Raw genomic sequence first — 23,473 nt, 5'->3', positions numbered from 1 at the left:
ATGGCGAAGCCGACGACGATCAAGATCCGTCTGAACTCGACGGCGGGCACCGGGCACTTCTACGTGACCAAGAAGAATGCCCGCACCATGACCGAAAAAATGACCGTGAACAAATACGATCCGGTCGTTCGCAAGCACGTCGAATACAAGGAAGGCAAGATCAAGTAAGATCGCCTGACTTGACGGGATAAGGGCCGTGCCTTCGGGCGCGGCCTTTTCTTTTGTGTTGCTGGGATCCGCCTCCTTGGCATGGGAGGCATGCCGGGAACAGCCGTGAAGCGGCCCGGGTGGCGCCCGACCGCCCCCTCGGTCTGGCGCTGCGGCCACGCCAGCGCGTGGGTCGAGGCTGTGCGGATGTGGCTGGAGCAACTGGACGCCCCAGAATGCGATGCGCCCACCCGGCGATCGGGCGCTGCCCCCGGTGGACGCCAAGTCTCTAAGGTTTTCTTTCAGTTGAACCGCGCGGCGAAACGCTTGCGCAATCCGCGTTCGCCGTTTCGGTGGCGCCACAGGAATCGCCGCTCCACGCTTTCAGCGCAGAGCGCGGCTCACCCCACCAGCCAGAGCGACAGGTAGAGCGCGCCGAGCCCGCCCAAGATCGCCCAGAGCGTGTTGCGCGTGATGATGCCCACGCCGAGGGCCGCGAACGCCGCGATCAGGCGTGCCGGGTCAGGCTCGCCGCCGGTGCCCGACGGCCAGAGCACGAGCGGGGCCACAAGCCCCGGCAACACGGCTACGGGCGTGTAGCGCAGGTAGCGCAGCGCCCATTCGGGCAGTTGGCGGTCGCCCAGGAACCCAAGGAACGAGAATCGCAGGTAGAAGGTGCCCACGCCAAGCGCCGCGATAATCCCCCAGACGAGCGCATCCGAATAACCGTTCATCCTTGCACCGCCTTTCTGCGCGCCACCCAAAGCTCCACTTGTGCGCCCGTCACCATCGCCGCAAGCGCCGCGATCATGAGGCCCACGCCCGAGGGGAGGAAGCTCAGTGCGAGCGCCCCCACCACCGAGACCAGCGCCGCCGCGACATGGGCCAGCGTGCGCAGCGCGGGGCCGATCATCGCGAGGAAGGTGATCGGCACGGCGAAATCGAGCGCGAATTCCGGCGGGATCTGTGCGCCTACCAGCGCGCCGACAAGCGTTGCGACATACCAGTTCGGACAGACCGGGGTGCACACGCCCGCGTAATAGGCCAGCTTCTCGGCGCGGCTCATCTCGCGATGGCTCTCGTATTCATTGGCCGCCAGCGCATAGGCCTGATCGACCATGAAATAGGCCACCAGCGCCTTCTGCCAGGTCTTCGCCTTGCCCAGATGCGGGGTCAGCGCCGCCGAATACATCGCCATGCGCAGGTTGACCGCGAGAGAGGCCGCCAGCACCAGCACCACCGGGGCATGATCGCCCATCAGCTGAAGCGCGGTGAATTGCGCGGCCCCCGCGATCACCATGATCGAAAAGCCCATCACCTGCGCAAGATCGAGCCCCGCATTGGTCGCGGCCACGCCGAACAACAGCCCGAATGGCACGATCACGAGCAGGAAGGGCAGCCCGTGGCGAACTCCGCGCCAATAAGCGTCCCTGATTGCGGTGCTGTCGGACATGATACTTGCCTCCCGATCCCAGTTGCGGGACAGATAGGCGGGGCGGCGCGGAAAGGCAAAGCGCGAGATTGTAACGGAGGCAATCGCAAGGGTGGATCGTCAGGTGGTCGCAGTGATCCTCGCCGGAGGGCAGGGGCGTCGGATGGGCGGGGTCGACAAGGCGATGGTGTCGCTTGCGGGTCGGCCGCTCTTCGCCCATGTCGCGGCGCGGATCGGGCCGCAGGTGGCTCAACTCGCGATCTCCGCCAATGGCGACCCGCTGCGCTTTGCTCCGTTCCCCGTCCTGCCCGACGCGCCCGCACGGCGCGGCGAGGGGCCGCTCGCAGGTGTCCTGAGCGCACTCTACTGGGCCGAGGCGCAGGGCGCGAGGGCCGTGCTGAGCGTGCCGGTCGATACGCCCTTCCTGCCGGGCGATCTGGTGTCACGGCTTTCGGGCGCGGGCCATGCCATTGCCTGCTCGCAAGGCCGTGCCCATCCCAGCGTGGCGCTCTGGCCGGTGCGCCTGCGTCCCCGGATCGAAAGCCTCTTCGCCCAGGGCGAACGCCGCCTGCGCATGGCCTGCGAGGGCGCGCGCGAGATCGACTTCGATGCCACCCCCGATCCCTTCACCAATCTCAATACCCCCGAGGATCTGAGCGCGGCCGAGCTCATCCTCGCAAGAGGCATGCCGTGAGCATCGCCCTGCGCCACGGCCTTGCTGGCGAGCATCGCGCCGAGGCTGCCCGCCTTTACTGGCAAGCCTTCGGCAGCAAGCTTGGCCGCGTGATGGGGCCCGAACCAAAGGCGCTGCGCTTCATCGCGCGCGTGATCGAGGTAAGCCATGTGATCAGTGCGATTGACGAGAGCGGCGAGCTGATCGGGGTGGTGGGGTTTCGCACGCCGCGTGGCTCTTTCGTGGGGGGCTGCTGGGACGATCTCGTCGCGATCTATGGCTGGTCTGGCGCGCTCTGGCGCGCGGCCTGCCTGCATCTTCTGGCCCATGACCTCGCCCCGAAGGTGATGATGGTCGACGGCATCGCGGTGCGGCCGGATCGCCGCGGGACAGGCGTGGGCGCGGCGCTGATCGAGAGCCTCGTCGCCGAGGCGCGCGAGCGCGGCTATGACGCGCTTTGCCTCGACGTGATCGACGAGAACCTGCGCGCCCGCGCGCTCTACCAGAGGCTCGGCTTCGAGGTGACGGGACGGCGCAGCTCCGCCCTGACCCGGATCGTCTTCGATTTCCGCTCGGTGCAGGTGATGCGCCGCAGGCTCTAGAAAAGGGGCTCTGCCCCCGCGCTGACGCGCTCCCCCGAGATATTTCTTTCAAGAAGAAGCCATGCGCGATCTCGTCGCCCTTCTTCTTGATCGAAATATCTCGGGGGAGGCTCCGCAAGGAGCCGGGGGCAGCGCCCCTAGTCGAAACTGCCGGTTACGCGGCCCAGCAGCATGAAGGCGCGGGCGGTACGGGTTTCGGCAAGCTCCGCGATTTCCTGATCGCTTGCGTTCTTCTCGAACTCGGCGAAGGTGCGGTCGAACTGGCGCAGGAAATGGTGGGCCGCGTCGCGAAAGATCGTGTCGCCGCGCATCCGGCCCGCCGTGAGCGCGAGCGAGGAGCGGTCGCGGATGCCGCCGAGCGAGGCGATCTCGCGGCCGCGCTCGCCTTGGGCGAAGCGCCGCCAGAGCTCGGGTCGGGCGCGATCGGGCTTGAGGTCGTCCATGTAGATGCCGTCCTGCGCGAGCAGGTTGAGCACGTCCTGGGCCGAGCGCAGCAGTTTTGCCGTGGCGCGATCCTCGAGCGCGCGACGCAGCGCGCGGAAGCCGTCGGCATCATCGGGCGAATCGGGAAAGTTCAAGGCGCGGACGAAATCGGCGACCGAGATCGGGGAGCGCAATTCCTCGGCCGGGGTGCCGAGGGCCAGCATCGGCTCGCTGTCATCGGCACGCGCGGGCGGAGGTGCGACCAGCGCCGCCTTGCGATCGGCGGAGGGTTGGCTTGCCTGCGTGTCGCGGCGCGAGGCGAAGGTCGCGATCGTCGTCTCGGCCTGGCGGGTGACGGCGGCAATCTCCTCGAGTTTCTTCTCGACATTCTGATCGTTGCGCAGCGCCTGCTGGTTCAACCAGGCCATGCGCATCGCCTCGACCGATTGTTTGAGCGCTGCGGCCTCGGCGCGCATCTCGCGGCTGGCACGGGCGGTGACGGCGGCGATCCAGATCATCGCGATCGGCAGGGCCATGCCTACGAGCAGGCTTACGGTGTTGAACAAAGAGGCTGTCGAGGCCACGCCGGGGGCGAAGAACCAGAACCCCGCCACCATGGCGATCCAGAGCAGGGTCACGCCGAGTGCGATCCATTCGATACGACCGGGGCCGCGGACCAGGGGTTCGGCGGGGGCGGGCGCAGAGGGTTTCTGCGCGCCGAGAACGGAGATTTTCTCCTTGAGCCGATCCGCGGGTCTTCCCATAGCCCCCTTCCGTGCCGTGGCGTCGTGCCGAGACGGGTCTCAGACGAATTCGATCTTGAGGATCTCGTAGGCCTTGTCACCCCCCGGCGTGCGCACTTCGACCGAGTCGCCCTCATCCTTGCCGATCAGTGCCCGCGCAAGCGGCGATTTCATGTTCAGCTTGCCTTTTTCGAGGTCGGCCTCGGGCTCGCCCACGATCTGGTAGGTCTTTTCCTCGTCGGTATCCTCGTCGACGATGGTCACGGTCGCGCCGAATTTCACCGCACCCGACATTTTCGTCGGGTCGATCACTTCCGAGCGGCCCAGAAGACTCTCGATCTCCTTGATCCGGCCCTCGATGAAGCCCTGCTTCTCGCGTGCCGAATGGTATTCGGCATTCTCCGACAGGTCGCCCAATTCACGCGCTTCCGCGATCGCCGCGATGATCGCCGGACGTTCCTCGGACTTGAGTTTTTTCAATTCTTGACTGAGCGCGTCATACCCCGCGCGCGTCATCGGCACTTTTTCCATGGAAGGCTCCCGAATTCGGAACTGTCCCTAATTCAGGGCATCTAAATCTGGTCTGCCCACCCGAAGTCAAGTGGACAGCGCGATTTTCGCCGGGAAACGCCCGGGATGCAGGCGTAATATTGTTGCGCGGCATCGCAGCGTAACAATTGCCTCATTACGCAAGGTAGGCTAGTCAGTCGGCAAAGCTGGAACGGCAAGCCAAGGGGTTTGGGACATGACCGAAGTGACGCGCGAGTCGATGGAATATGATGTGGTGATCGTGGGCGCGGGGCCGGCAGGCCTCTCGGCGGCGATCCGTCTCAAGCAGATCGACCCGGAGCTGGAGGTCGTGGTGCTCGAGAAAGGCTCGGAAGTGGGCGCGCATATCCTGTCGGGCGCGGTGCTCGATACGAGCGGTCTCGACCAGCTCATCCCCGACTGGAAAGACAAGGGCGCGCCGATCACCGTGCCGGTGAAGAAGGACAACTTCTACATGCTGGGCGAGGCCGGTGCGATGCGCATCCCGAACTGGCCGATGCCGCCCCTGATGTCGAACCACGGCAAATACATCGTTTCGATGGGCAATGTCTGCCGCTGGATGGCCGAGCAGGCCGAGGGCCTTGGCGTCGAGATCTTCCCGGGCATGGCCGCCTCGGAAATCGTCTGGGATGGCGATCGCGTCGCCGGTGTCGTCGCGGGCGAGTTCGGCAAGGAAGCCGATGGCTCGGAAGGCCCGGGCTACGAGCCGGGGATGGAACTGCGCGGCAAATACGTGATGATCGCGGAAGGCGTGCGTGGCTCGCTCGCCAAGGTGGTGATGGAGAAGCACAACCTCTCGGACGGTCACTGCCCGCAGAAATTCGGCCTCGGCATGAAGGAGATCTGGGAGATCGACCCGGCCAAGCACCGCGAGGGCACCGTGACCCACACGATGGGCTGGCCGTTGAACGGCAATGCGGGCGGCGGGTCGTTCATCTACCATCTCGAGAACAACCAGGTTTACGTGGGCTTCGTCGTCCACCTGAACTACGAGAACCCCTATCTTTACCCCTACATGGAGTTCCAGCGCTTCAAGCACCACCCGATGGTCGCGGAGCTTCTGGAGGGCGGCAAGCGCGTGGCTTATGGCGCGCGCGCGATCTCGGAAGGCGGCTGGCAGTCGATCCCGAAGCTGACCGTGCCGGGCGCGGTTCTGCTGGGCTGCTCGGCGGGGCTCGTGAACGTGCCGCGCATCAAGGGCAACCATAACGCGATGCTCTCGGGGATCGCGGCGGCGGAAGCCGCGGCGGCGGCGATCAAGGGCGGGCGTTCGGGCGATGAGCTCACTGAATACGAGGCCGATCTGCGTTCGGGCCCGATCGCGAAAGACCTCAAGAAGGTGCGCAACGTGAAGCCGATGTGGTCGAAATGGGGGATGATCCCCTCGCTCGTCTTCGGCGGGTTCGACATGTGGACGAACGACCTTTTCGGCTTCTCGCTCTTCGGCACGCTCAAGCATGGCAAGTCGGATGCGAAGGCGACCGGCGAGGCGAAGAATTTCAAGGAAATCGAGTATCCAAAGCCCGATGGCAAGCTGAGCTTCGACCGCCTGACCAATGTCAGCTTCTCCTTCACCAACCATGAAGAGAGCCAACCCTGCCACCTGAAGCTGAAGGACCCGTCGGTTCCGATCTCGGTGAACCTGCCGAAATATGCCGAGCCCGCGCAGCGTTACTGCCCGGCTGGCGTCTACGAGGTTCTGGAGAGTGCCGAGGGGCCGGAATTCCGGATCAACTTCCAGAACTGCGTCCACTGCAAGACCTGCGACATCAAGGATCCGAGCCAGAATATCAACTGGACGACCCCGCAGGGCGGCGACGGGCCGAACTACCCGAACATGTAAGAGGCGCGCCCGACTGTCGGTCGGGTGCTGCAAAGGCAAGGAAGGGCGCGATCTCGGAACGTGCCCTTTTGCTTTGCAGGGTTAGCGCGCGGCCCGCGTCGCTTGGCGCAGTCCGGCCTCGAACCGCGCGAGCTCGCCGGCGCTCGGGCTGCGGCCCGTGTAGATCTCGACGTAATGGGAAATGCGCGACAGCCGGGTTTCCAGCGTTTCCTCGGTGCGCATCGAGATATAGCCGATCTGCACGAGGTAGATCGTGCGGGCGCGCACATCGGCGTCCTCCGCGTCGTGGCCGTGGGTGATCAGCATCGCGCGCAAGGCCTCCAGCCGCGCCGCATCCGCCTGCGCCAGCCGCGCGGCCATCGCCGGATCGCTCAGCCCCCAGGCGCGCGCCGCATATTCCAGCCCCGCATCGAACCCGCCTGAAAGGAAACAGCCCAGAACGTTGAGCATCGCCTCGGCTTCGGTCTCGGCATAGGCGCGGGTGGCCGCCAGAAGCGGCGCGGTGGTCGCCTCGTCCCAGGCGGCCGCGAGCGCGTCGAGCAGCGCCTCGCGGTCCTTGAAGAACCAGTAGAATGAAGTGCGCGACAGTCCGAGCCCCTTGGCCAGAGGCTGGATCTTCACCGCATCGACCCCGCCTTCGATCAGCGCGGCTTTCGCGGCCTCCAGCCAGCCCTCGCGCGAGCCGCGCCAGCCGGTGTCTTTTTCGGTCTCGGAGGTGGTGTCCATGGTCCCAGGTTAGCCTTTCCGCACGGCGCTCTCAAGAAAATGTTCACATATGAACCTAAACTTGACACATATGAACATTTTGTCAGACTGGCCGCGCAATCAGGAGATTCCCCCATGTCCAGCGATCCGCTCCTTCAGCCCTATCAGCTCAAGCACCTGACGCTTCGCAACCGCTTCATGATCACCTCGCATGAACCCGCCTACCCGGAAGACGGGATGCCGAAAGCTCGCTACCGCGCCTATCACGCGGAGCGCGCAAAGGCGGGGGTGGCGCTGACGATGACGGCCGGATCGGCAAGCGTGGCGCGCGACAGCCCGCCGGTGTTCAACAACATCCTCGCGTGGAAAGACGAGGTCGTCGGCTGGATGAAGGATCTGACCGACGAGTGCCACGATCACGGCTGCGCGGTGATGATCCAGCTCACGCATCTGGGCCGCCGCACGCGCTGGGACAAGGCCGACTGGCTGCCCGTCGTCTCGCCGGGGCACGAACGCGAGGCCGCGCACCGGGCCTTTCCGAAGAAGGCAGAGGATTGGGACATCGCGCGGATCATCGAGGATTACGCCGATGCGGCCGAGCGGATGCAAGCGGCGGGCCTCGACGGGATCGAGTTGCAGGCCTACGGGCACCTGATGGATCAGTTCTGGTCACCGCTGACCAATGATCTCGACGCACCCTATGGCGGCTCGCTCGACAACCGGCTGCGCTTCACCTTCGACGTGCTCGACGCGGTGCGCAAACGGGTGGGGTCGGAGTTCATCGTGGGCGTCCGCTATACCGGCGATGAAGACCTCGAGGGCGGGCTGACCAAGGCCGACGGGCTGGAGATTTCGCGGCGCTTGCGCGATAGCGGCATGGTCGATTTCCTCAACGTCGTGAAGGGCCATATCGACACCGATCCGGGCCTGACCGACACGATCCCGATCCAGGGCATGCGCAACGCACCGCATCTCGATTTCGCGGGCGAGATCCGGGCGGCGACGCAATTCCCGACCTTCCACGCGGCGAAGATCCCCGATGTCGCCACCGCGCGCCATGCGATCGCGAGCGGAAAGCTCGACATGGTCGGAATGACCCGCGCGCATATGGCCGACCCGCATCTGGTGGCCAAGGTGATCGCCGGGCGTGAAGACGATATCCGGCCCTGCGTGGGGGCGAATTACTGCCTCGACCGGATCTATCAGGGTGGCATGGCGCTGTGCTTGCACAACCCCGCGACGGGGCGGGAACTGGAGGTCGGGCATGACATCGCACCCGCGACTGAGCGCAAACGCATCACCGTGATCGGCGCGGGGCCGGGCGGGCTCGAGGCCGCCCGCGTCGCCGCCGAGCGCGGACATGCGGTCACCGTCTTCGAGGCCGCCGATCAGCCCGGCGGGCAGATCCGGCTGACCGCGCTGGACGAACGCCGCCGCGAGATGATCTCGATCACCCAGTGGCGTTACGACCAATGCGTGAAGCTCGGCGTCAGCTTCCGCTTCAACGAATTTTCAGAAGCGGCGGATGTGCTCGCGACCGCGCCCGATGAGGTGATCGTCGCGACCGGGGGGCTGCCGCATACGGAAGTGCTGGTTGAGGGCAATGATCTGGTGGTTTCGGCCTGGGATATCCTCTCGGGCGACGTGAAGCCGGGGCAGGACGTGCTGATTTTTGACGACGCGGGCGACAATCCGGGGCTGATGGCCGCCGACAAAATCTCGGCGACCGGGGCGAAGGTCGAGATCGTGACGCCCGACCGGGCCTTTGCGCCTGAGGTGATGGCGATGAACCTGGTGCCCTATATGCGCAACCTGCAAGGGCGCGACACGACCTTCACCATCACTTGGCGGCTCATCTCGGTGGCGCGCGAGGGCAACCGGCTGCGCGCGCGCCTTGGCAGCGATTACGGGGATTTCATCCGCGAGCGGCTGGTCGATCAGGTCGTGGTCAATCACGGCACGCGACCGCTCGATGAGCTGTATTTCGACCTCAAGCCACTGTCGTCGAACCTCGGCGAGGTGGATTACGACGCGCTCTCGACCGGCGGCGTGCAGGCTCTGAAGCCCAATCCCGAGGGTGCGTTCCGCCTGTTCCGGATCGGCGATGCGGTGGCCGCGCGCAACACCCATGCGGCGATCTATGACGCATTGCGGCTGGTGAGGGGGCTCTGAGCGCAGTCCGAGGGGAGGGCGGTGCTGCCCGGGTCGCTTCGTAGCCGATCCGGGTCGATGTCGGGCCCAGGTATCAGACCTCGACCTCCACCTCCCCGATCGGCTTGGAGCAGCAGGCAAGAATGTAGCCCGCAGCCACATCGTCCTCGGAAATCCCGCCATTATGGACCATGTGCACGTTGCCCTTGAGCTTGCGCGTCTTGCAGGTGCCACAGACACCGAAGGTGCAGCCAGAGGGGATGACGATGCCGGCCCGACGCGCGACGCCCAGAACCGTGTCCGCTTCGGAGCATTGCGCCGTCACGCCGGAGCGCTTGAAATGCAGCTGTGCGCTCGCGGTCATGTCGGGTACCAGATCATCCGTTTCCGGCACTTCGTCGGCGGTCTCGGCAGGCGCCGCGAAACTCTCCTGATGGTAGCGATCCATGTCATAGCCAAGCCCGATCAGCATCTCGCGCACCGATGTCATGAAGCTCTCGGGGCCGCAGCAATAGATCTCGCGCTCGAGGTAATCGCTCGCCATCAACCCGATCATGATCTGGTTGAGCCGCCCGCGATAGCCGGTCCAGACATGATAGGGATCGTCCTCGGAGACGAGAAAATGCAGTTTCAGCCCCGGCACGCGGGCCGCCATGTTCTCCAGCCTCTGACGCGCGATGATTTCGGAGGGACGGCGCGCGCAGGTCACGAAACACACGTCGATATCGGTGCCGCGATCGTAGAGATAGGTGGTCATCGACAAGGTGGGGGTGATCCCCGACCCGGCCGAGATGAAGAGGTATTTCTTGCGCTCCTTCGGCGGCAAGGTGAACACCCCCGCCGGTCCCATCGCCTTGATCTTCACGCCCGGATTCAGGTTGTCGAGCATCCAGCGCGTGCCGAGGCTGCCTTCCTGCGCCTTCACCGTGATCGATATGCCGAGCGGGCGCGAGGGCGAGGACGAGATCGTGTAGGTCCGCCAGAGCGGGCCGCCCGGAACCGGCAGCTCCAGCGTGAGGAACTGACCCGGCAGGTAGCGAAACATCGCTCCCGAGGGGGCGACGAAGCTGAAGGTGACGGTATTGGGCGCCTCGGGCACCACCGCGCAGCATTCGAGCGGTTCGGAATCGGTCCAGATCCCTGCGTCGTCCGCGGCGCTCATTTCGACATGTCCGGTCATTGGCTCACTCCGCTGCGAGGGTCGAGCGACCCATGTCCCGCCCGGTCATCGCGCGGATCATCGAGTCCGCATACCAGTTCGAGAACTGGATCAGCCCGTCTTCGTGGCTTTGCGAATAGGGGCCGGGTTCGTAGGCGGGCGAGAGAATGCCGCGCTGGTTGTTCTCGACGACTTCGCGATCCTCGTCATTGGTGTGGAGCCAGACCTCGGTCAGACGATCAAGGTCATAATCCACCCCTTCGACGGCATCCTTGTTCACCAGCCAGGTGGTCTGCACCTCGGTCTGCATCGGGCCGATCGGGATGACGCGGAAGGTGATCGAGTGGTCGGCAAGGAAATGGTTCCAGGTCGAGGGATAATGGAACTTCACCAGCGTCCCCGCCTCGCGCTCGGCAATCCGGCCAAGGCGTTTCGTGACCGCAGGCTTGCCGTCCATCGTGTAGCTCTCGGCCCCTTCAAGGAGAGGCATCCGCGCCAGACGATACTGGCCCGCCGGATCGAGCCGGAAGCGCGAGGGAGCGCCGGCCGCCTCGAGGCGCTGGAAATGTTTCTCGATCATCGGGGGGAAGTTGCCATCCGCACTGACGCCGCTGATCGTGGGGTCCTCCGGGTAGGTGCGGCACAGCGAGGGGTGGTTGCCCGCACAGTGATAGCACTCGCGGTTGTTCTCCCAGACCAGCTTCCAGTTGCCTTCCTCGATGATCGTCGATTGATAGGCGACCTTGGCATTGGCCAGATCGTGGGGCGCGAGATAGGGCTCTGCGATGGCTGCGAACGTATCGAAATCCGGGGCGTCCTTGGCCACGCAGATATAGACGAGCCCGGCCAGCACCCGGCAATGCACGGGTTTGAGCCCATGTTTCGAGGCGTCGAAATCGGGGCCCATATCGCGTGCCCAAAGCAACTTGCCGTCGAGCTCGTAGGTCCATTGGTGATAGGGGCAGACGAGCTTGGGGTTGGTCCCCTTGCGGGTCTTGCACAGCACCGAGCCACGATGGCGGCACGAATTGTGGAACGCGCGGATCACGCCGTCCGAGCCGCGCACGATCACCACCGAATAGGCGCCGAGCTCGTAGACGACGTAATCGCCGGTCTTCGGGATCTCGCAGGCGGGCATCGCGAAGAGCCATTCGCGATACCAGAGGTTTTCGAGATCCGACTGAAACACGCCCGGGTCGCAATAGAGCGCCTGGGGCAGGGAATGGGCCGGTTTCCGGCGCATCAGCAACGAAAGGACATCCGGGTCGCGCAGCATGGGAGGTCTCCGTGGGAACCGGCGGGGAGGGCCGGGGCAGGTTGCGACAAGCGGGCGGGGTGAGGGGAACCCTGCGCCATGATCCCAAGAAGCCGCGCGCGCGCAAATTTGTCGGCGTCCGAAACGACATCCGGTGCGCCTCTCGCGACTTGAGGGGGGCGCAAGGGGAGGGTCGGGCGGAACAAAAGAGGGCGCTGCCCCCTCTTGGCTTACGCCAATTCACCCCCGGGATATTTTCACCAACTCGAAGGATGGATCGGCCGCGTGATTGCCGCCCGCGCGCGCGGTCCTCATCGGGTTGATCGCGAGACAGGGCGGCATTGCGCGCAGCGATTGATGCAGGTCAAGGCCGCTTTCCCGGCTGCGTGGCACTTGCTCTGACAAAGGAAACGCAAGGAGACCTCCCATGAGCTACAAGGCCAAGATCGACGAGATGCGCAACGAGCTGCGCGCGATGTACCGGGCGATCCCCGACACCACCGCGGGCTTTGGTACGCTGTCGAAAGCGGTGAAGGAAAACGGGCCGCTCGATGTGAAGACGAAAGAGCTCCTGGCGGTCGGCATGGCGATCGTGCTGCGCTGCGAGCCCTGCATCAACTTCCATGTCGAGGCGCTGATGAAGGCCGGGGCGACCCGCGAGGAGCTGGGCGATGTGCTCGGCATGGCGATCCAGATGGGCGGCGGTCCGGCCGTCATGTATGCCGGTCACGCGCTGGGCTGCTGGGACGAGCTGGCCGCGGCCTGAGGCCTGCCCGCGCCTTGAGTGCGACAAGTTGTCTGGCCCGCGGCGGAAGCTGCGGGCCGTGACGTTTCAAGGCCAGAATGAGTTTTCGCAAAGGACAGGACCGATGAAATATCTAGCTCCACTCGCCGCCGCCATGGCTCTCGCGGCAGGCCCGATTTTCGCTCAGAACGTTCCCGTTCCCGGCGTGGAATTCATGGCGCAATGGGATCTGAACGGAGATGGAAAGGTCACGCTCGACGAGGCGCGGGAGCGTCGCGGCGACATTTTCACCATGTTCGATCAGAACGAGGACGGGACATATTCCGCCGACGAGATCGCGATGATCGACGAACACCGAGAGATGGAGCGCGAGGCCGGCATGGGCCCGGGCCACCAGCTTCCCGAAGGCATGCAGCCGGGGCAGGGGCTGGGCATGGGGCAGGGGCTGGGCATGGGGCAGGGACCCGGCAACGGGATGGGGCCGGGGCAGGGCCCCGGCAAGGGCGGCATGGCGCCCGGCAGGGGGATGGGCCCCGGCCAAGGTCTGGGCCAAGGTCCCGGTCAGGGCCGCGGTCTTGGGCCGGGCGGAAATGCGGCCGCCGTTGCGGGCTTTGACACGCCCGCGGGGGAAGGGCTGATGATTTTCGACCGGAATGGCGACAGGGTGATCTCGCGCACGGAATTCGTGGCGGGCACCGATCTTTGGTTCCGCATGCGCGACCGCAACGGCGACGGGATGATCACCGGGGCCGATTTCGGCCCCGGAAACTGACGCCAGCACATTGATGCCGGCAAATTCATGCTGGCGGACTGATCCCGGCAAGGCTTTGCCGATAGCCCTGATTGGCCCGGTTGTCACAGGTGACAGCCGGGCCTTTGCATGAGAGGCTGGTACAAAATCACGAGGAGGTGAGCATGGGACTCTCGCGCAGGCTGTTCGTGACCGGGGCGGCGCTGAGCCTTACGGGATGCGGCGCGCCGCGCGGCCAGCAGGCGGAGTTGATGCGGCCCGCGATGCTCGCGGCTTCGAACTACCGCGCCGACGGGATCCCCGCGCGCTTCGGCGATACCGACCCGCATGGCTGGGAAGGGCTGACGCCCGCGAGCCTGCCGGTGCACGGCATCGACGCGGCGCGTTATCAGGGCGAGATCGACTGGCACCGGGCGCGCGGCGCGGGGGTTTCGTTCGCCTGGCTCAAGGCGACGGAAGGGGGCGATCACTCCGACCCGGGCTTTCGCGTGAATGCCGCGCTGGCGCGCGGTGCGGGGGTGCCGGTCGGGGCCTATCACTTCTACTATTTCTGCCGCTCTCCCGAGGAGCAGGCGCGCTGGTATATCCGGAATGTCCCCAGGCGTGCGGGGGATTTGCCGCCGGTGCTCGATATCGAGTGGAACCATACCTCGCCGAGCTGTCGTCGCCGCCCCGCCGCCCGCGAGGTCCGCGCCGAGATGCGCCGCTTCCTCGCCATCGTGAACGAGCATTACGGCACGCGGCCCGTGATCTACACCACGGTCGATTTCTGGCGTGACAACGGGTTGGAGCAGTTCCCGGGCTACGAGTTCTGGCTGCGCTCGGTCGCGGGACACCCGATGGAGCGTTATCCGGGCGCGCAGTGGAGCTTCTGGCAGTATAGCGGCACCGGCGTGGTGCCCGGCGTGCCCGGCACGGTGGATATGAACGCCTTTGCGGGCTCTCCCGGCGCCTGGGAGGGCTGGCTCGCGCGGCGAGCGCAGCGGGGTTGAAAAAGGGCGGCCACGGGGCCGCCCTTGTCATTCTGAAACCTGTGTTGCGCGATCAGGCCGCGAAACCGCCCAGACCCGGCAAGTAGTTCAGCAGATCGCGCTGCTTGAAGGTCGCGCGCTTGTTCGGGCCGAAGGTGAATGTCGCGCCCACCGAGATGAAGTCCGACGGGCCTGCATAGCCCTGGTCGAAATGGCCGATCGTGCCGCTCAGGGTGAGGGCGTCCGTCACGCTGTAATCGACGCCGATCGAGGCGCGGTTCGTGTTCATGTAGGAGACATTGAAGACGTCGAGGGCTGCATTGAACGAGACGCGATCGTTGAGCGTGTAGCGCCCCGAGACACCGTAGAGATCACCCGTCGTGTTCCTCTGGTCGACGCGGGTGAAATAGGCTTCCCCCCAGAAGGCGCCGACGCTGTGGCCCACTTCGATCCCGTAATAGTTCGAGCCACTCCCGTTGATCGTGTCGCGGCCCCAGAAGGCGCCGAGCGCGGTGGCGCTCGCCGGACGATAGATCGCGTGGAGCCCGACGTTATTGGAGTCGAGTTCGAAATTATGCCCGCCGTTGAAATTCACATAGGCGAGGTCGCCCTGCACCGAGAAGGCCGGGCCGAAGCTGACTTCGGCCGAGCCGGAAACCGCGCGTTTGGCCAGCGCCGAGTAGTAGTCGTTATTGACCAGATCCGAATAGCTCAGCGTGACCGAGCCGCCCACCAGTTCGGCGGCGCTGGAGGCGTGAGGGGCGAGTGCGACGAGTGCCGCGGCAAAAAGAGACGTTTTCATCTGTCCTGCTCGTTTGTGGTGTTCTTGGTTCCCTGACTGTCACGCCGGACGTGATCGCCACTCAATCGAAGTTTGCGTGAGAATGAAAAGGCCCCCGGAACCTGTGTTCCGGGGGCCACAAAATGACGATCTGTCAGGTGTTTACTGCAACGACCGTACGTGAACCTCGCCGTCCCGGGCGCTCTTGATCGCCGCCACGGCCGCGATCGAGGCGGCGGCGGTGGTGAAGTAGGGGATCTTGTCGTAGAGCGCGACGGCGCGGATGTCGCGACTGTCCGAGATCGCCTGGCTGCCATCGGTGGTGTTGAAGACCAGCGCGATCTCGTCGTTCTTCAGACGGTCCACGATGTTCGGGCGGCCCTCATAGACCTTGAGCACCTTCTCGGCTTTCACGCCATGCCCGTCCAGCCAGGCGCTGGTGCCACCGGTGGCGATGATCGAGAAGCCCATCTCGATCAGGTCGCGCGCGGCCTGTGCCAGCTCGTCGGACTTGTCGGAATCCTTGATCGAGAAGAAGACGCGACCGCTCTCGGGCAGCACCGTGCCTGCGCCGAGCTGTGCCTTCCAGAAGGCGGAGGGGAAGTCGCGATCCCAGCCCATGACCTCGCCGGTCGAGCGCATTTCCGGCCCGAGCAGCGTGTCGACGCCCGGGAAGCGGGCGAAGGGCAGCACCGCTTCCTTGACCGAGAACCACGGCGTTTGCGGATCGGCCAGCGTGAGCGGATCTGCGAAGGGCAGCGGAGTGTCGGGGCCGACGCCTTCGGGATAGGGCGGACGGGCCGGGAAGGCCGAGAGCTTCTCGCCCGCCATCACGCGCGCGGCGATCGAGGCGATGGCCGAGTCGGTGGCTTTCGCCACGAAGGGCACGGTGCGCGAGGCGCGCGGGTTGACCTCGAGGACGTAGATCTCGCCATCCTTGATCGCGAATTGCACGTTCATCAAGCCGACCACGTTGAGGCCGCGCGCGAGCTTTTCGGTCTGCACCTTCAGCTCGGCCACGATCTCCGGGGACAGCGAATAGGGCGGCAGCGAACAGGCCGAGTCGCCCGAGTGGACGCCCGCTTCCTCGATATGCTGCATGATGCCCGCGACATGGACGCTCTCGCCATCGCAGAGCGCATCCACATCGACCTCGATCGCGCCTGCAAGGTAGCTGTCGAGCAGGACGGGGCTGTCACCCGACACCACGACCGCGTCGCGGATGTAGCGCTTGAGCTGGTCGAGGTCGCGCACGATTTCCATCGCGCGGCCGCCCAGCACATAGGAGGGGCGGATCACCAGCGGATAGCCGACGCGGCCCGCGATCTCGAAGGCTTCGGCGTCGGAATGCGCGATCCCGTTGACCGGTTGCTTGAGTTCGAGCTGGTTCAGCAGCGACTGGAACCGCTCGCGGTCTTCGGCAAGGTCAATCGCGTCGGGCGTGGTGCCGAGGATCGGGATGCCTTCGGCCTCAAGCGCGTTGGCGAGCTTCAGGGGCGTCTGGCCGCCGAATTGCACGATCACACCATGCAGCGTGCCGTTGTCGCGCTCGACGCGCAGGATTTCCAGCACATGCTCGAGCGTCAGCGGCTCGAAGTAGAGGCGGTCCGAGGTGTCGTAATCGGTCGACACGGTCTCGGGGTTGCAGTTGACCATGATCGTCTCATAGCCCGCATCGGTCAGCGCGAAACAGGCGTGACAGCAGCAATAGTCGAACTCGATCCCCTGACCGATCCGGTTCGGGCCGCCACCGAGGATCACGACCTTCTTGCGGTCGGAGGGACGCGCCTCGCATTCCACGTCGCCCATCGCGGGGGCTTCGTAGGTCGAATACATGTAGGGCGTCTGCGCCTCGAATTCGGCCGCGCAGGTGTCGATACGCTTGAACACGGCGGTGACGCCGAGGTTGCGGCGTGCGCGGCGGACCTGCGCCTCGTCGCGGCCGGTCAGCTTGGCCAGACGCGCATCCGAGAAGCCCATCATCTTGAGTTTGCGCAGACCCTTCTCGTCGAGCGGCAGGCCGTGCTTGCGCACCTCGGCCTCGGTCTCGACGATCTCGCGGATGCGCGCGAGGAACCACGGATCGAAAGCGGTCGCGTGCTGGATTTCGACATCGGTCAGACCGTGGCGCATCGCCTGCGCGATGAGACGGATGCGGTCCGGGGTCTGGGACGAGATCGCCTTGATCACGGCGGCCTTCTCGGGCGCGCCCTCGATCTCGATCTCGTCGAAGCCGGTCAGGCCGGTTTCCATCGAGGCCAGCGCCTTTTGCACGGATTCGTGGAAGGTACGGCCGATTGCCATCGCTTCGCCCACCGATTTCATCGCGGTGGTCAGTTCCGGCTTGGAACCTGCGAATTTCTCGAAGGCGAAACGGGGGATCTTGGTGACGACATAGTCGATGGTCGGCTCGAAGCTCGCGGGCGTGACCTTGGTGATGTCGTTGTCCAGCTCGTCGAGCGTGTAGCCCACGGCCAGCTTCGCCGCGATCTTCGCGATCGGGAAGCCGGTGGCCTTCGACGCCAGCGCCGAGGAACGCGACACGCGCGGGTTCATCTCGATCACGACCATGCGCCCGTCTTCGGGGTTGATCGCCCATTGCACGTTCGAGCCGCCCGTTTCCACGCCGATCTCGCGCAGCACGGCGATCGAGCCGTTGCGCATGATCTGGTATTCCTTGTCGGTCAGCGTCAGCGCGGGCGCCACGGTGATCGAGTCGCCCGTGTGCACGCCCATCGGGTCGACGTTCTCGATGGAACACACGATGATCGCGTTGTCCGCTTTGTCGCGGACGACTTCCATCTCGTATTCCTTCCAGCCCAGCAAGCTTTCATCGACGAGGATCTGCGCCATCGGCGAGGCATCGAGGCCCGAACGGCAGATCCGCTCGTAATCCTCGCGGTTATAGGCGACGCCGCCGCCGGTGCCGCCCAGCGTGAAGGCAGGACGGATGATCGCGGGCAGGCCGATATGCTCCAACTCGACCAGTGCCTGACGCACGCCCTCATTGATGTCGAAACGTCCGTCTTCGCGTTTCGGCGCGGTGATGATCGTGGCTTTCGGGTTCTCGATGCCCAGCCGGTCCATCGCCTCGCGGAACAGTTTGCGGTCTTCGGCCATCTCGATGGCGTCGCGGTTCGCGCCGATCAGTTCGACGCCGAATTTCTCCAGCACGCCCATGTCGGCCAGCGCCAGCGCGGTGTTGAGGCCGGTCTGGCCACCCATCGTCGGCAGCACCGCGTCGGGGCGTTCTTTCTCGATGATCTTGGCGACGACCTCGGGAGTGATCGGCTCGATATAGGTGGCGTCCGCCAGCCCCGGATCGGTCATGATCGTCGCGGGGTTGGAGTTCACGAGGATGACGCGGTAGCCCTCTTCGCGCAGCGCCTTGCAGGCCTGGGCCCCCGAATAGTCGAATTCGCAGGCCTGTCCGATCACGATAGGTCCGGCGCCGATAATGAGGATGGACGAGATGTCTGTTCTCTTCGGCATGGGAATCCCCTCTGATCGCTGCGCAAATTGAGGCGCTTTATACGCAACGACGCCCCGGTCGCAAGAGGGGTGAGCCGCGTTCAGTGCCTTTGCATGGATCGGGGGGGGGGGCGGTGGCGCTACCAAAGCGGCGAACGCGAACGGCGAGCCCCGGACGCCGGATCGCAGTCCCCTGCCTTGAGCCTTGGCGCGGATCGGGCATCTGGCGAGCCGTCAGCGTCGCCCCGGGGACACTCCTCCATCCCCGATGTTGGGCAAAGCGCCCCTGCGTCGCCCCTTGATCCCCTGCCGTCCCTCGTCGATAGTCTGCCCGACCCAAACCAGCGGACAGGTCCATGAGCACCTCCGACGACCCAATTCTCGAACAGGCCCGCCAATTCATCGAGGCGATCCCCCATGCACGCGCTCTTGGCATGCGGATGGATTCGATAGGGCCGGGCACGGCCTCCCTTTCGATGGCCTATGATACCCGCTTCGTGGGCGATCCGCGCACCGGCGTCATCCACGGAGGCGCGGTCTCGGCGCTGATGGATACCTGCGCGGGCGCGGCCGTGATGAGCCATCCCGACGCAGGGGCGATCACCGCGACGCTTGACCTGCGCATCGATTACATGCGTCCCGCCAAGCCCGGCCAGCGCATCACCGCGCGCGCCGAGTGCTATCATGTCACGCGCTCGGTCGCCTTCGTGCGCGCCACCGCCCATGACGAGGAAGAGGGGCTGCCCGTTGCCGCCGCCACCGGCGCCTTCACCGTCACCCGCCGGGAGGGGAGCAAATGAGCCGTCCGAAGCCCGAACCCGTCCAGACCGTAAAGCAACGTCGCGACGCCGCCCTGCGGATGCTCGTCGAGGGCGTGCCCTACTCGCAGTTTCTCGGCATCCATTTCGACCGCCGCGGCGATGAGTTGACCGCGATCCTGCCGTTCGATGAGAAGTTGATCGGCAACCCGATGCTTCCCGCGCTCCACGGAGGCGTGACGGCGGCCTTTCTCGAGGTCGCCGCGATCATCGAGCTGAGCTGGTCCTATCTGTGGGAAGATATCGAGGCGGGGCGGATCGACCCCGGAAAGCTCAATCCCGAAACGATGCCGCGCCTGCCCAAGACGATCGACTTCACCGTCGATTACCTGCGCTCGGGCCTGCCGCGCGACGCCTATGCGCGTGCGCGAGTCAATCGCTCGGGGCGGCGCTATGCCTCCGTCCATGTCGAAGCCTGGCAGGACAATCGCACGCGGCTCTTCGCGCAGGCGACGGGGCATTTCCTGATGCCCGCGCGCGACGCCATGCCCTCGGATGGCTGAGATCACCCATGCCCGCGTTCTGAAGATCGCGGGCCCGATCGTCCTGTCGAACGCCACGATTCCGATTCTCGGCGCGGTCGATACCGGGGTGGTGGGCCAGCTTGGCCTGCCCGCGCCGATCGGGGCGGTGGGGATCGGTGCGGTCATCCTGTCCTCGATCTACTGGGTCTTCGGCTTCTTGCGCATGGGCACGACCGGGCTCGTCAGCCAGGCGCACGGGACGGGCGACAGCGCCGAGGTCTCGGCGGGGCTGATGCGCGCGCTGATCATCGCGGGCCTCGCGGGGCTTGGCCTGATCTTGCTGCAAATCCCGCTTTTCTGGGCCGCCTTCCGCATCGCTCCCGCCAGCGACGAGGTCGAGAGCCTCGCGCGGACCTATCTCGGGATCCGGATCTGGGGCGCGCCGCTGACGATCTCGCTTTATGCCTTCACCGGCTGGCTGATCGCGCTCGAGCGCACCCGCGGCGTGCTGGTGCTTCAGGTGACGATGAATGCGCTCAATGTGGGGCTCGACCTGCTTTTCGTGCTCAGCTTCGGCTGGGGCGTCGCGGGGGTGGCAGGTGCGACGCTGATCTCTGAGGTGGCCGGGGTCACACTCGCGATCTGGCTGTGCCGCGCGGCCTTCGCGAACGGGCTGTGGCGGGCGCGCGCGATCTTCGACCGGGTGAAACTCGCCACGATGGCGCGGGTGAACACCGATATCATGCTGCGCTCGATCCTGCTGCAAGCAAGCTTCACCGCCTTTCTCTTCCTCGGCGCGGGGCAGGGGGACGTGACGCTTGCGGCCAATCAGGTGCTGGTCCAGTTTCTCAACATCACCGCCTATGCGCTCGACGGTTTTGCCTTCGCGGCGGAAAGCCTCGTGGGCCAGGCGGTGGGGGCGCATTCGGTGCTGCGGCTGCGCCGCGCGGCGGTTGTCTCCTCGCAGTGGGGTGTGGGAGGCGCGGCGCTTCTGGGCGCAGCGTTCTTCCTTGCTGGCCCCTGGATCATCGACCTGATGACCACCGCCCCGCATGTGCGCGAAGAGGCCCGCGCCTACCTGCCCTGGATCGCGGCAGCTCCTCTGATCGGCATCGCGAGCTGGATGCTCGACGGCATCTTCATCGGCGCCACGCTCACCCGCGAGATGCGCAACGCGATGCTCCTGTCGGTCGCGGTCTATGCCGGCGCGCTTGCCCTCTTGATCCCCGCGTTGGGCAATCACGGGCTCTGGGCGGGGCTGATGGTGCTCAATGCCACGCGCGGGATCACCATGGCGCGGCTTTATCCCCGCGCCGAGCTCAAGGCGCGCGGGGCGAACTGAGGCCCCATTCGCCGCTTTCGCGCAAGGCCGAGGTTGCAAAGGCGGCGCAGCGCGGCTAACCCGTGAGCCAAGAAATTCCCGGGGGAAGACATGCAAGAGCTTCGCGATAAATACCTGAGCGCCGTGGCCGATGTGACCGACGAGGCCGCGCTGGAAGAGATCCGTCTGGCCGCCTTGGGCAAGAAGGGCGAGATCAGCCTGAAGATGCGCGAGCTGGGCAAGATGACCCCGGAGGAGCGTCAGACCACCGGCAAGGCGCTCAACGTGCTGCGCGACGAGATCGACGCGGCGCTCCGCGCGAAGAAGGTGGCGCTGGCCGATGCGGCCCTCGATGCGCGCCTGCGCGAGGAATGGCTCGACGTGACGCTGCCGGGCCGTCCGCGCCGCGCTGGCACCATTCACCCCGTCAGCCAAGTGATGGACGAGGTCACCGCGATCTTCGCCGATATGGGCTTTGCCGTGGCCGAAGGCCCGCAGATCGAGGATGACTGGCACAATTTCGACGCGCTCAACATCGCGCCCGAACACCCCGCGCGGCAGGAGCATGACACGTTCTTCATGCATCGCGACGAAGGCGACACCCGCCCGCCGCATGTGCTACGCACCCATACCTCGCCGGTGCAGATCCGCGCGATGCTGGAGCAGGGCGCTCCGATCCGCGTGATCGCGCCGGGCCGCGTCTACCGCATGGACATGGACCAGACCCACACGCCGATGTTCCATCAGGTCGAAGGCCTCGCGATCGGCAAGGACATCTCGATGGCGAACCTGAAATGGGTGCTCGAAGAGTTCTGCAAGGCCTTCTTTGAGGTGGACGGCGTCGAGCTGCGCTTCCGCGCCTCGCATTTCCCCTTCACCGAGCCCTCGGCCGAGGTCGATATCCGCTGCTCGTGGGAGGGCGGCTCGCTCAAGATCGGCGAGGGCGACGACTGGATGGAGATCCTCGGCTCGGGGATGGTGCATCCGAAAGTGCTCGAGTCCGCCGGGATCGACCCGAGCGAATGGCAGGGCTTCGCCTTCGGCATCGGCATCGACCGCCTCGCGATGCTGAAATACGGCATCCCCGACCTGCGCGCGTTCTTCGAGAGCGACCTGCGCTGGCTGAAGCATTACGGGTTCAGCGCGCTGGATCTGCCGACGGTGGCTGGTGGGTTGAGCCGGTGATCTCCGCCGATTGGGCATCACTTTACGCGGCACTGGTTGCCGTGATTGGTGGGGCAGCTGCGTACTGGAATCAGAAGCGCATTGATCACAGATTGGAACTAGCTAGAGAGAAACGAGACGCATACCGAGAGTTTTTGGCTAGTATCAGGGTTTACGAGCGCCGTGCGATTCGAGCGGGAATGCCTGAAGCGGTAGAGCCAAGAAGGGCTGCAGTCGAACAGTATCTTGGGGCGCTTTCCACACTTCAAGTTTTTGCTCCGGCTTCTGTATTTGAGGCGAGCGAGAAGGCCGACAGAAGCTTCAAGAAATACGTTGAGCTGTTACGAAAACACTATGAAGAGAAGACGGCGTCGGACGCCGACGTGAAATCAGCAGAGAAAGAATTTTCCGCAGATTTTCGAGCTCTGATTTCGGTGATGCGCAACGACATCAAGAGCGGTTAAGCCCGATTTTTAGGAGTTGGATGCTAAATTCGTGTTTCGCTCTAGTTTGCCTGCCCTTGGTGAAATCGAAGCTCCAAACTCGTTTAAAGGAATCGTGAGCTTCCACCCCGCTTCCCCAACCGCAAAGGAAGCCCCCATGCCCGACCCCATCACCTTCACTTTCATCACCTTCACTTTCGGCGATAGCCGCGCGCTCTGCGACCAGCTCCTCGCCCTGATCCGCGAAGGCAAGAAGACCGCCACCTGCGGCGCGCTCACTTATTTCACCGAAGGGGGCGAGGATATGCCGGTGGTGGGGCGGCGCGATATCGCGCTCGACTGGGACGGCAAGCCCGCGATCATGATCGAGACCGTCGAAGTCACGATCCGGCGCTTTTGCGATGTCGATGAGGATTTCGCGCTGGCCGAGGGGGAGGATGAGACGCTGATCGGCTGGCGGCAGGGCCATCAGGCCTATTTCGAGCGTAACGGCGGTTTTCACCCGGAAATGGAACTCGTCTGCGAGCGGTTTCGCTTGGTCGAAGACCTGCAAGGAGCCAGACCATGACCGCCCGCCTCTTCGACACCCCGCGCCACGAACACACCCCCGAGCAGCGCCGCTTCTACGCGCTCACCGAGATCGCCTACACGATCGTCGATTTCGGCGCGGCCTTCTGTTTCGTCATCGGCTCGATCTTCTTCTTCTATGACAGCCTCGCCTTCGCCGCGACCTGGCTTTTCCTCATCGGCTCGGTGCTTTTCGCCGCAAAACCCTCGATCCGGCTCTGGCGGGAGTTGAAACTCCTCAAGATGGGGGATTACAAGGACCTCGCGCAGCGCAAGACATCCTGAGGGAAGACCG

24 protein-coding genes are annotated in these 23,473 nt (G+C 65.1%); 15 read left to right on the top strand and 9 right to left on the bottom strand.

The annotated features are described in order from the left end of the window. Nucleotides 1-168, top strand: a complete 168-nt coding sequence (rpmG, locus tag BMG00_RS12075) for a 50S ribosomal protein L33 (RefSeq protein WP_011750518.1) — start codon at nucleotides 1-3, stop codon at nucleotides 166-168. A gap of 380 nt (nucleotides 169-548) precedes the next feature. Here rpmG and BMG00_RS12070 read toward each other — a convergent pair whose 3' ends face one another. Further along, nucleotides 549-881, bottom strand: a complete 333-nt coding sequence (locus BMG00_RS12070; protein ID WP_078574506.1) for an AzlD domain-containing protein — start codon at nucleotides 879-881, stop codon at nucleotides 549-551. Continuing rightward, a complete protein-coding gene (locus BMG00_RS12065; RefSeq protein WP_078530454.1) occupies nucleotides 878-1,600 on the bottom strand; it encodes an AzlC family ABC transporter permease in 723 nt (240 codons plus the stop codon). Before BMG00_RS12065 ends, BMG00_RS12070 begins: the two co-directional genes overlap by 4 nt. A gap of 91 nt (nucleotides 1,601-1,691) precedes the next feature. On the opposite strand from BMG00_RS12065, the gene mobA reads away from it, so the two are divergent. After that, nucleotides 1,692-2,273, top strand: coding sequence for a molybdenum cofactor guanylyltransferase MobA (mobA, locus tag BMG00_RS12060; protein ID WP_281251067.1), 582 nt, complete (start codon nucleotides 1,692-1,694; stop codon nucleotides 2,271-2,273). Then, nucleotides 2,270-2,854, top strand: a complete 585-nt coding sequence (locus BMG00_RS12055) for a GNAT family N-acetyltransferase (RefSeq protein WP_245795024.1) — start codon at nucleotides 2,270-2,272, stop codon at nucleotides 2,852-2,854. Before mobA ends, BMG00_RS12055 begins: the two co-directional genes overlap by 4 nt. A gap of 137 nt (nucleotides 2,855-2,991) precedes the next feature. Here the strand turns inward: BMG00_RS12055 and BMG00_RS12050 are convergent, their stop codons facing one another. Together BMG00_RS12050 and greA are read right to left on the bottom strand one after the other, a co-directional pair. Further along, the gene (locus BMG00_RS12050) at nucleotides 2,992-4,041 is read right to left on the bottom strand and encodes a hypothetical protein (protein WP_078574504.1); all 1,050 of its coding nucleotides are present in this window, start codon (nucleotides 4,039-4,041) and stop codon (nucleotides 2,992-2,994) included. Between the two features lie 39 nt (nucleotides 4,042-4,080). Next, on the bottom strand, nucleotides 4,081-4,551 hold the full coding sequence (gene greA / locus BMG00_RS12045; RefSeq protein ID WP_078530457.1) for a transcription elongation factor GreA: 471 nt from the start codon (nucleotides 4,549-4,551) through the stop codon (nucleotides 4,081-4,083). Between the two features lie 214 nt (nucleotides 4,552-4,765). Here greA and BMG00_RS12040 point away from each other — a divergent pair, with 214 nt between their 5' ends. Further along, complete coding sequence (locus BMG00_RS12040; protein ID WP_078574503.1) at nucleotides 4,766-6,412, top strand: electron transfer flavoprotein-ubiquinone oxidoreductase; 1,647 nt, start codon at nucleotides 4,766-4,768, stop codon at nucleotides 6,410-6,412. Between the two features lie 81 nt (nucleotides 6,413-6,493). Here the strand turns inward: BMG00_RS12040 and BMG00_RS12035 are convergent, their stop codons facing one another. Continuing rightward, a complete protein-coding gene (locus BMG00_RS12035; protein WP_078574502.1) occupies nucleotides 6,494-7,138 on the bottom strand; it encodes a TetR/AcrR family transcriptional regulator in 645 nt (214 codons plus the stop codon). 114 nt (nucleotides 7,139-7,252) lie between these two features. Between BMG00_RS12035 and hpbA the strand changes: the two genes are divergently transcribed. Then, nucleotides 7,253-9,289, top strand: coding sequence for an N-methyl-L-proline N-demethylase HpbA (gene hpbA / locus BMG00_RS12030; protein ID WP_078574501.1), 2,037 nt, complete (start codon nucleotides 7,253-7,255; stop codon nucleotides 9,287-9,289). A 73-nt stretch (nucleotides 9,290-9,362) separates the two neighbouring features. Here the strand turns inward: hpbA and BMG00_RS12025 are convergent, their stop codons facing one another. Together BMG00_RS12025 and BMG00_RS12020 are read right to left on the bottom strand one after the other, a co-directional pair. Beyond that, the gene (locus tag BMG00_RS12025; RefSeq protein WP_093470078.1) at nucleotides 9,363-10,448 is read right to left on the bottom strand and encodes an FAD-binding oxidoreductase; all 1,086 of its coding nucleotides are present in this window, start codon (nucleotides 10,446-10,448) and stop codon (nucleotides 9,363-9,365) included. 4 nt (nucleotides 10,449-10,452) lie between these two features. After that, on the bottom strand, nucleotides 10,453-11,703 hold the full coding sequence (locus tag BMG00_RS12020) for an aromatic ring-hydroxylating oxygenase subunit alpha (RefSeq protein WP_078574500.1): 1,251 nt from the start codon (nucleotides 11,701-11,703) through the stop codon (nucleotides 10,453-10,455). A 406-nt stretch (nucleotides 11,704-12,109) separates the two neighbouring features. Here BMG00_RS12020 and BMG00_RS12015 point away from each other — a divergent pair, with 406 nt between their 5' ends. The 3 genes from BMG00_RS12015 to BMG00_RS12005 all read left to right on the top strand — a co-directional run bounded on the left by BMG00_RS12015 (nucleotide 12,110) and on the right by BMG00_RS12005 (nucleotide 14,170). Beyond that, nucleotides 12,110-12,448: a carboxymuconolactone decarboxylase family protein gene (locus BMG00_RS12015; RefSeq protein ID WP_038077404.1), complete on the top strand. Its 339-nt coding sequence runs from the start codon at nucleotides 12,110-12,112 to the stop codon at nucleotides 12,446-12,448. Between the two features lie 103 nt (nucleotides 12,449-12,551). After that, nucleotides 12,552-13,199 (top strand): hypothetical protein, encoded by a 648-nt coding sequence (locus tag BMG00_RS12010; protein ID WP_078574499.1) that lies wholly within the window; start codon nucleotides 12,552-12,554, stop codon nucleotides 13,197-13,199. Nucleotides 13,200-13,342: 143 nt separating this feature from the next. After that, nucleotides 13,343-14,170 (top strand): glycoside hydrolase family 25 protein, encoded by an 828-nt coding sequence (locus tag BMG00_RS12005; protein WP_078574498.1) that lies wholly within the window; start codon nucleotides 13,343-13,345, stop codon nucleotides 14,168-14,170. Between the two features lie 52 nt (nucleotides 14,171-14,222). Here the strand turns inward: BMG00_RS12005 and BMG00_RS12000 are convergent, their stop codons facing one another. Together BMG00_RS12000 and carB are read right to left on the bottom strand one after the other, a co-directional pair. After that, the gene (locus tag BMG00_RS12000; RefSeq protein WP_078530464.1) at nucleotides 14,223-14,951 is read right to left on the bottom strand and encodes a hypothetical protein; all 729 of its coding nucleotides are present in this window, start codon (nucleotides 14,949-14,951) and stop codon (nucleotides 14,223-14,225) included. 141 nt (nucleotides 14,952-15,092) lie between these two features. Next, nucleotides 15,093-18,422: a carbamoyl-phosphate synthase large subunit gene (gene carB / locus BMG00_RS11995; protein ID WP_078530465.1), complete on the bottom strand. Its 3,330-nt coding sequence runs from the start codon at nucleotides 18,420-18,422 to the stop codon at nucleotides 15,093-15,095. Between the two features lie 335 nt (nucleotides 18,423-18,757). Between carB and BMG00_RS11990 the strand changes: the two genes are divergently transcribed. From BMG00_RS11990 to BMG00_RS11960, 7 genes are all read left to right on the top strand, one after another. Then, nucleotides 18,758-19,201: a PaaI family thioesterase gene (locus BMG00_RS11990; RefSeq protein WP_078530466.1), complete on the top strand. Its 444-nt coding sequence runs from the start codon at nucleotides 18,758-18,760 to the stop codon at nucleotides 19,199-19,201. Beyond that, complete coding sequence (locus tag BMG00_RS11985; RefSeq protein WP_078530467.1) at nucleotides 19,198-19,722, top strand: PaaI family thioesterase; 525 nt, start codon at nucleotides 19,198-19,200, stop codon at nucleotides 19,720-19,722. The genes BMG00_RS11990 and BMG00_RS11985 overlap by 4 nt, the downstream gene beginning before the upstream one ends. Continuing rightward, a complete protein-coding gene (locus BMG00_RS11980; protein ID WP_078530468.1) occupies nucleotides 19,715-21,025 on the top strand; it encodes an MATE family efflux transporter in 1,311 nt (436 codons plus the stop codon). The genes BMG00_RS11985 and BMG00_RS11980 overlap by 8 nt, the downstream gene beginning before the upstream one ends. Nucleotides 21,026-21,115: 90 nt before the next feature. Beyond that, a complete protein-coding gene (gene pheS / locus BMG00_RS11975) occupies nucleotides 21,116-22,189 on the top strand; it encodes a phenylalanine--tRNA ligase subunit alpha (protein WP_078574497.1) in 1,074 nt (357 codons plus the stop codon). After that, complete coding sequence (locus tag BMG00_RS17510; protein WP_146642625.1) at nucleotides 22,186-22,632, top strand: hypothetical protein; 447 nt, start codon at nucleotides 22,186-22,188, stop codon at nucleotides 22,630-22,632. Before pheS ends, BMG00_RS17510 begins: the two co-directional genes overlap by 4 nt. 136 nt (nucleotides 22,633-22,768) lie before the next feature. Further along, a complete protein-coding gene (locus tag BMG00_RS11965; protein ID WP_078574495.1) occupies nucleotides 22,769-23,179 on the top strand; it encodes an ASCH domain-containing protein in 411 nt (136 codons plus the stop codon). Continuing rightward, a complete protein-coding gene (locus tag BMG00_RS11960; RefSeq protein ID WP_078574494.1) occupies nucleotides 23,176-23,463 on the top strand; it encodes a YrhK family protein in 288 nt (95 codons plus the stop codon). The genes BMG00_RS11965 and BMG00_RS11960 overlap by 4 nt, the downstream gene beginning before the upstream one ends. Nucleotides 23,464-23,473: the final 10 nt, after the last annotated feature.

Origin of the sequence: Thioclava marina (assembly GCF_002020135.1) — a bacterium.
GTDB classification, from domain to species: Bacteria; Pseudomonadota; Alphaproteobacteria; order Rhodobacterales; family Rhodobacteraceae; genus Thioclava; species Thioclava marina.
The sequence above is the reverse complement of the archived record's forward strand: the minus strand, read 5'-3'. Positions and strand labels throughout refer to the sequence as shown.

What these genes read in the sequence shown, in the direction of transcription:
- rpmG (WP_011750518.1), top strand. Translation starts at nt 1, where the DNA reads ATGGCGAAGCCGACGACGATCAAGATCCGTCTGAACTCGACGGCGGGC.
- BMG00_RS12070 (WP_078574506.1), bottom strand. Translation starts at nt 881, where the DNA reads ATGAACGGTTATTCGGATGCGCTCGTCTGGGGGATTATCGCGGCGCTT.
- BMG00_RS12065 (WP_078530454.1), bottom strand. Translation starts at nt 1,600, where the DNA reads ATGTCCGACAGCACCGCAATCAGGGACGCTTATTGGCGCGGAGTTCGC.
- BMG00_RS12050 (WP_078574504.1), bottom strand. Translation starts at nt 4,041, where the DNA reads ATGGGAAGACCCGCGGATCGGCTCAAGGAGAAAATCTCCGTTCTCGGC.
- greA (WP_078530457.1), bottom strand. Translation starts at nt 4,551, where the DNA reads ATGGAAAAAGTGCCGATGACGCGCGCGGGGTATGACGCGCTCAGTCAA.
- BMG00_RS12040 (WP_078574503.1), top strand. Translation starts at nt 4,766, where the DNA reads ATGACCGAAGTGACGCGCGAGTCGATGGAATATGATGTGGTGATCGTG.
- BMG00_RS12035 (WP_078574502.1), bottom strand. Translation starts at nt 7,138, where the DNA reads ATGGACACCACCTCCGAGACCGAAAAAGACACCGGCTGGCGCGGCTCG.
- hpbA (WP_078574501.1), top strand. Translation starts at nt 7,253, where the DNA reads ATGTCCAGCGATCCGCTCCTTCAGCCCTATCAGCTCAAGCACCTGACG.
- BMG00_RS12025 (WP_093470078.1), bottom strand. Translation starts at nt 10,448, where the DNA reads ATGACCGGACATGTCGAAATGAGCGCCGCGGACGACGCAGGGATCTGG.
- BMG00_RS12020 (WP_078574500.1), bottom strand. Translation starts at nt 11,703, where the DNA reads ATGCTGCGCGACCCGGATGTCCTTTCGTTGCTGATGCGCCGGAAACCG.
- BMG00_RS12015 (WP_038077404.1), top strand. Translation starts at nt 12,110, where the DNA reads ATGAGCTACAAGGCCAAGATCGACGAGATGCGCAACGAGCTGCGCGCG.
- BMG00_RS12010 (WP_078574499.1), top strand. Translation starts at nt 12,552, where the DNA reads ATGAAATATCTAGCTCCACTCGCCGCCGCCATGGCTCTCGCGGCAGGC.
- BMG00_RS12005 (WP_078574498.1), top strand. Translation starts at nt 13,343, where the DNA reads ATGGGACTCTCGCGCAGGCTGTTCGTGACCGGGGCGGCGCTGAGCCTT.
- BMG00_RS12000 (WP_078530464.1), bottom strand. Translation starts at nt 14,951, where the DNA reads ATGAAAACGTCTCTTTTTGCCGCGGCACTCGTCGCACTCGCCCCTCAC.
- carB (WP_078530465.1), bottom strand. Translation starts at nt 18,422, where the DNA reads ATGCCGAAGAGAACAGACATCTCGTCCATCCTCATTATCGGCGCCGGA.
- BMG00_RS11990 (WP_078530466.1), top strand. Translation starts at nt 18,758, where the DNA reads ATGAGCACCTCCGACGACCCAATTCTCGAACAGGCCCGCCAATTCATC.
- BMG00_RS11985 (WP_078530467.1), top strand. Translation starts at nt 19,198, where the DNA reads ATGAGCCGTCCGAAGCCCGAACCCGTCCAGACCGTAAAGCAACGTCGC.
- BMG00_RS11980 (WP_078530468.1), top strand. Translation starts at nt 19,715, where the DNA reads ATGGCTGAGATCACCCATGCCCGCGTTCTGAAGATCGCGGGCCCGATC.
- pheS (WP_078574497.1), top strand. Translation starts at nt 21,116, where the DNA reads ATGCAAGAGCTTCGCGATAAATACCTGAGCGCCGTGGCCGATGTGACC.
- BMG00_RS11965 (WP_078574495.1), top strand. Translation starts at nt 22,769, where the DNA reads ATGCCCGACCCCATCACCTTCACTTTCATCACCTTCACTTTCGGCGAT.
- BMG00_RS11960 (WP_078574494.1), top strand. Translation starts at nt 23,176, where the DNA reads ATGACCGCCCGCCTCTTCGACACCCCGCGCCACGAACACACCCCCGAG.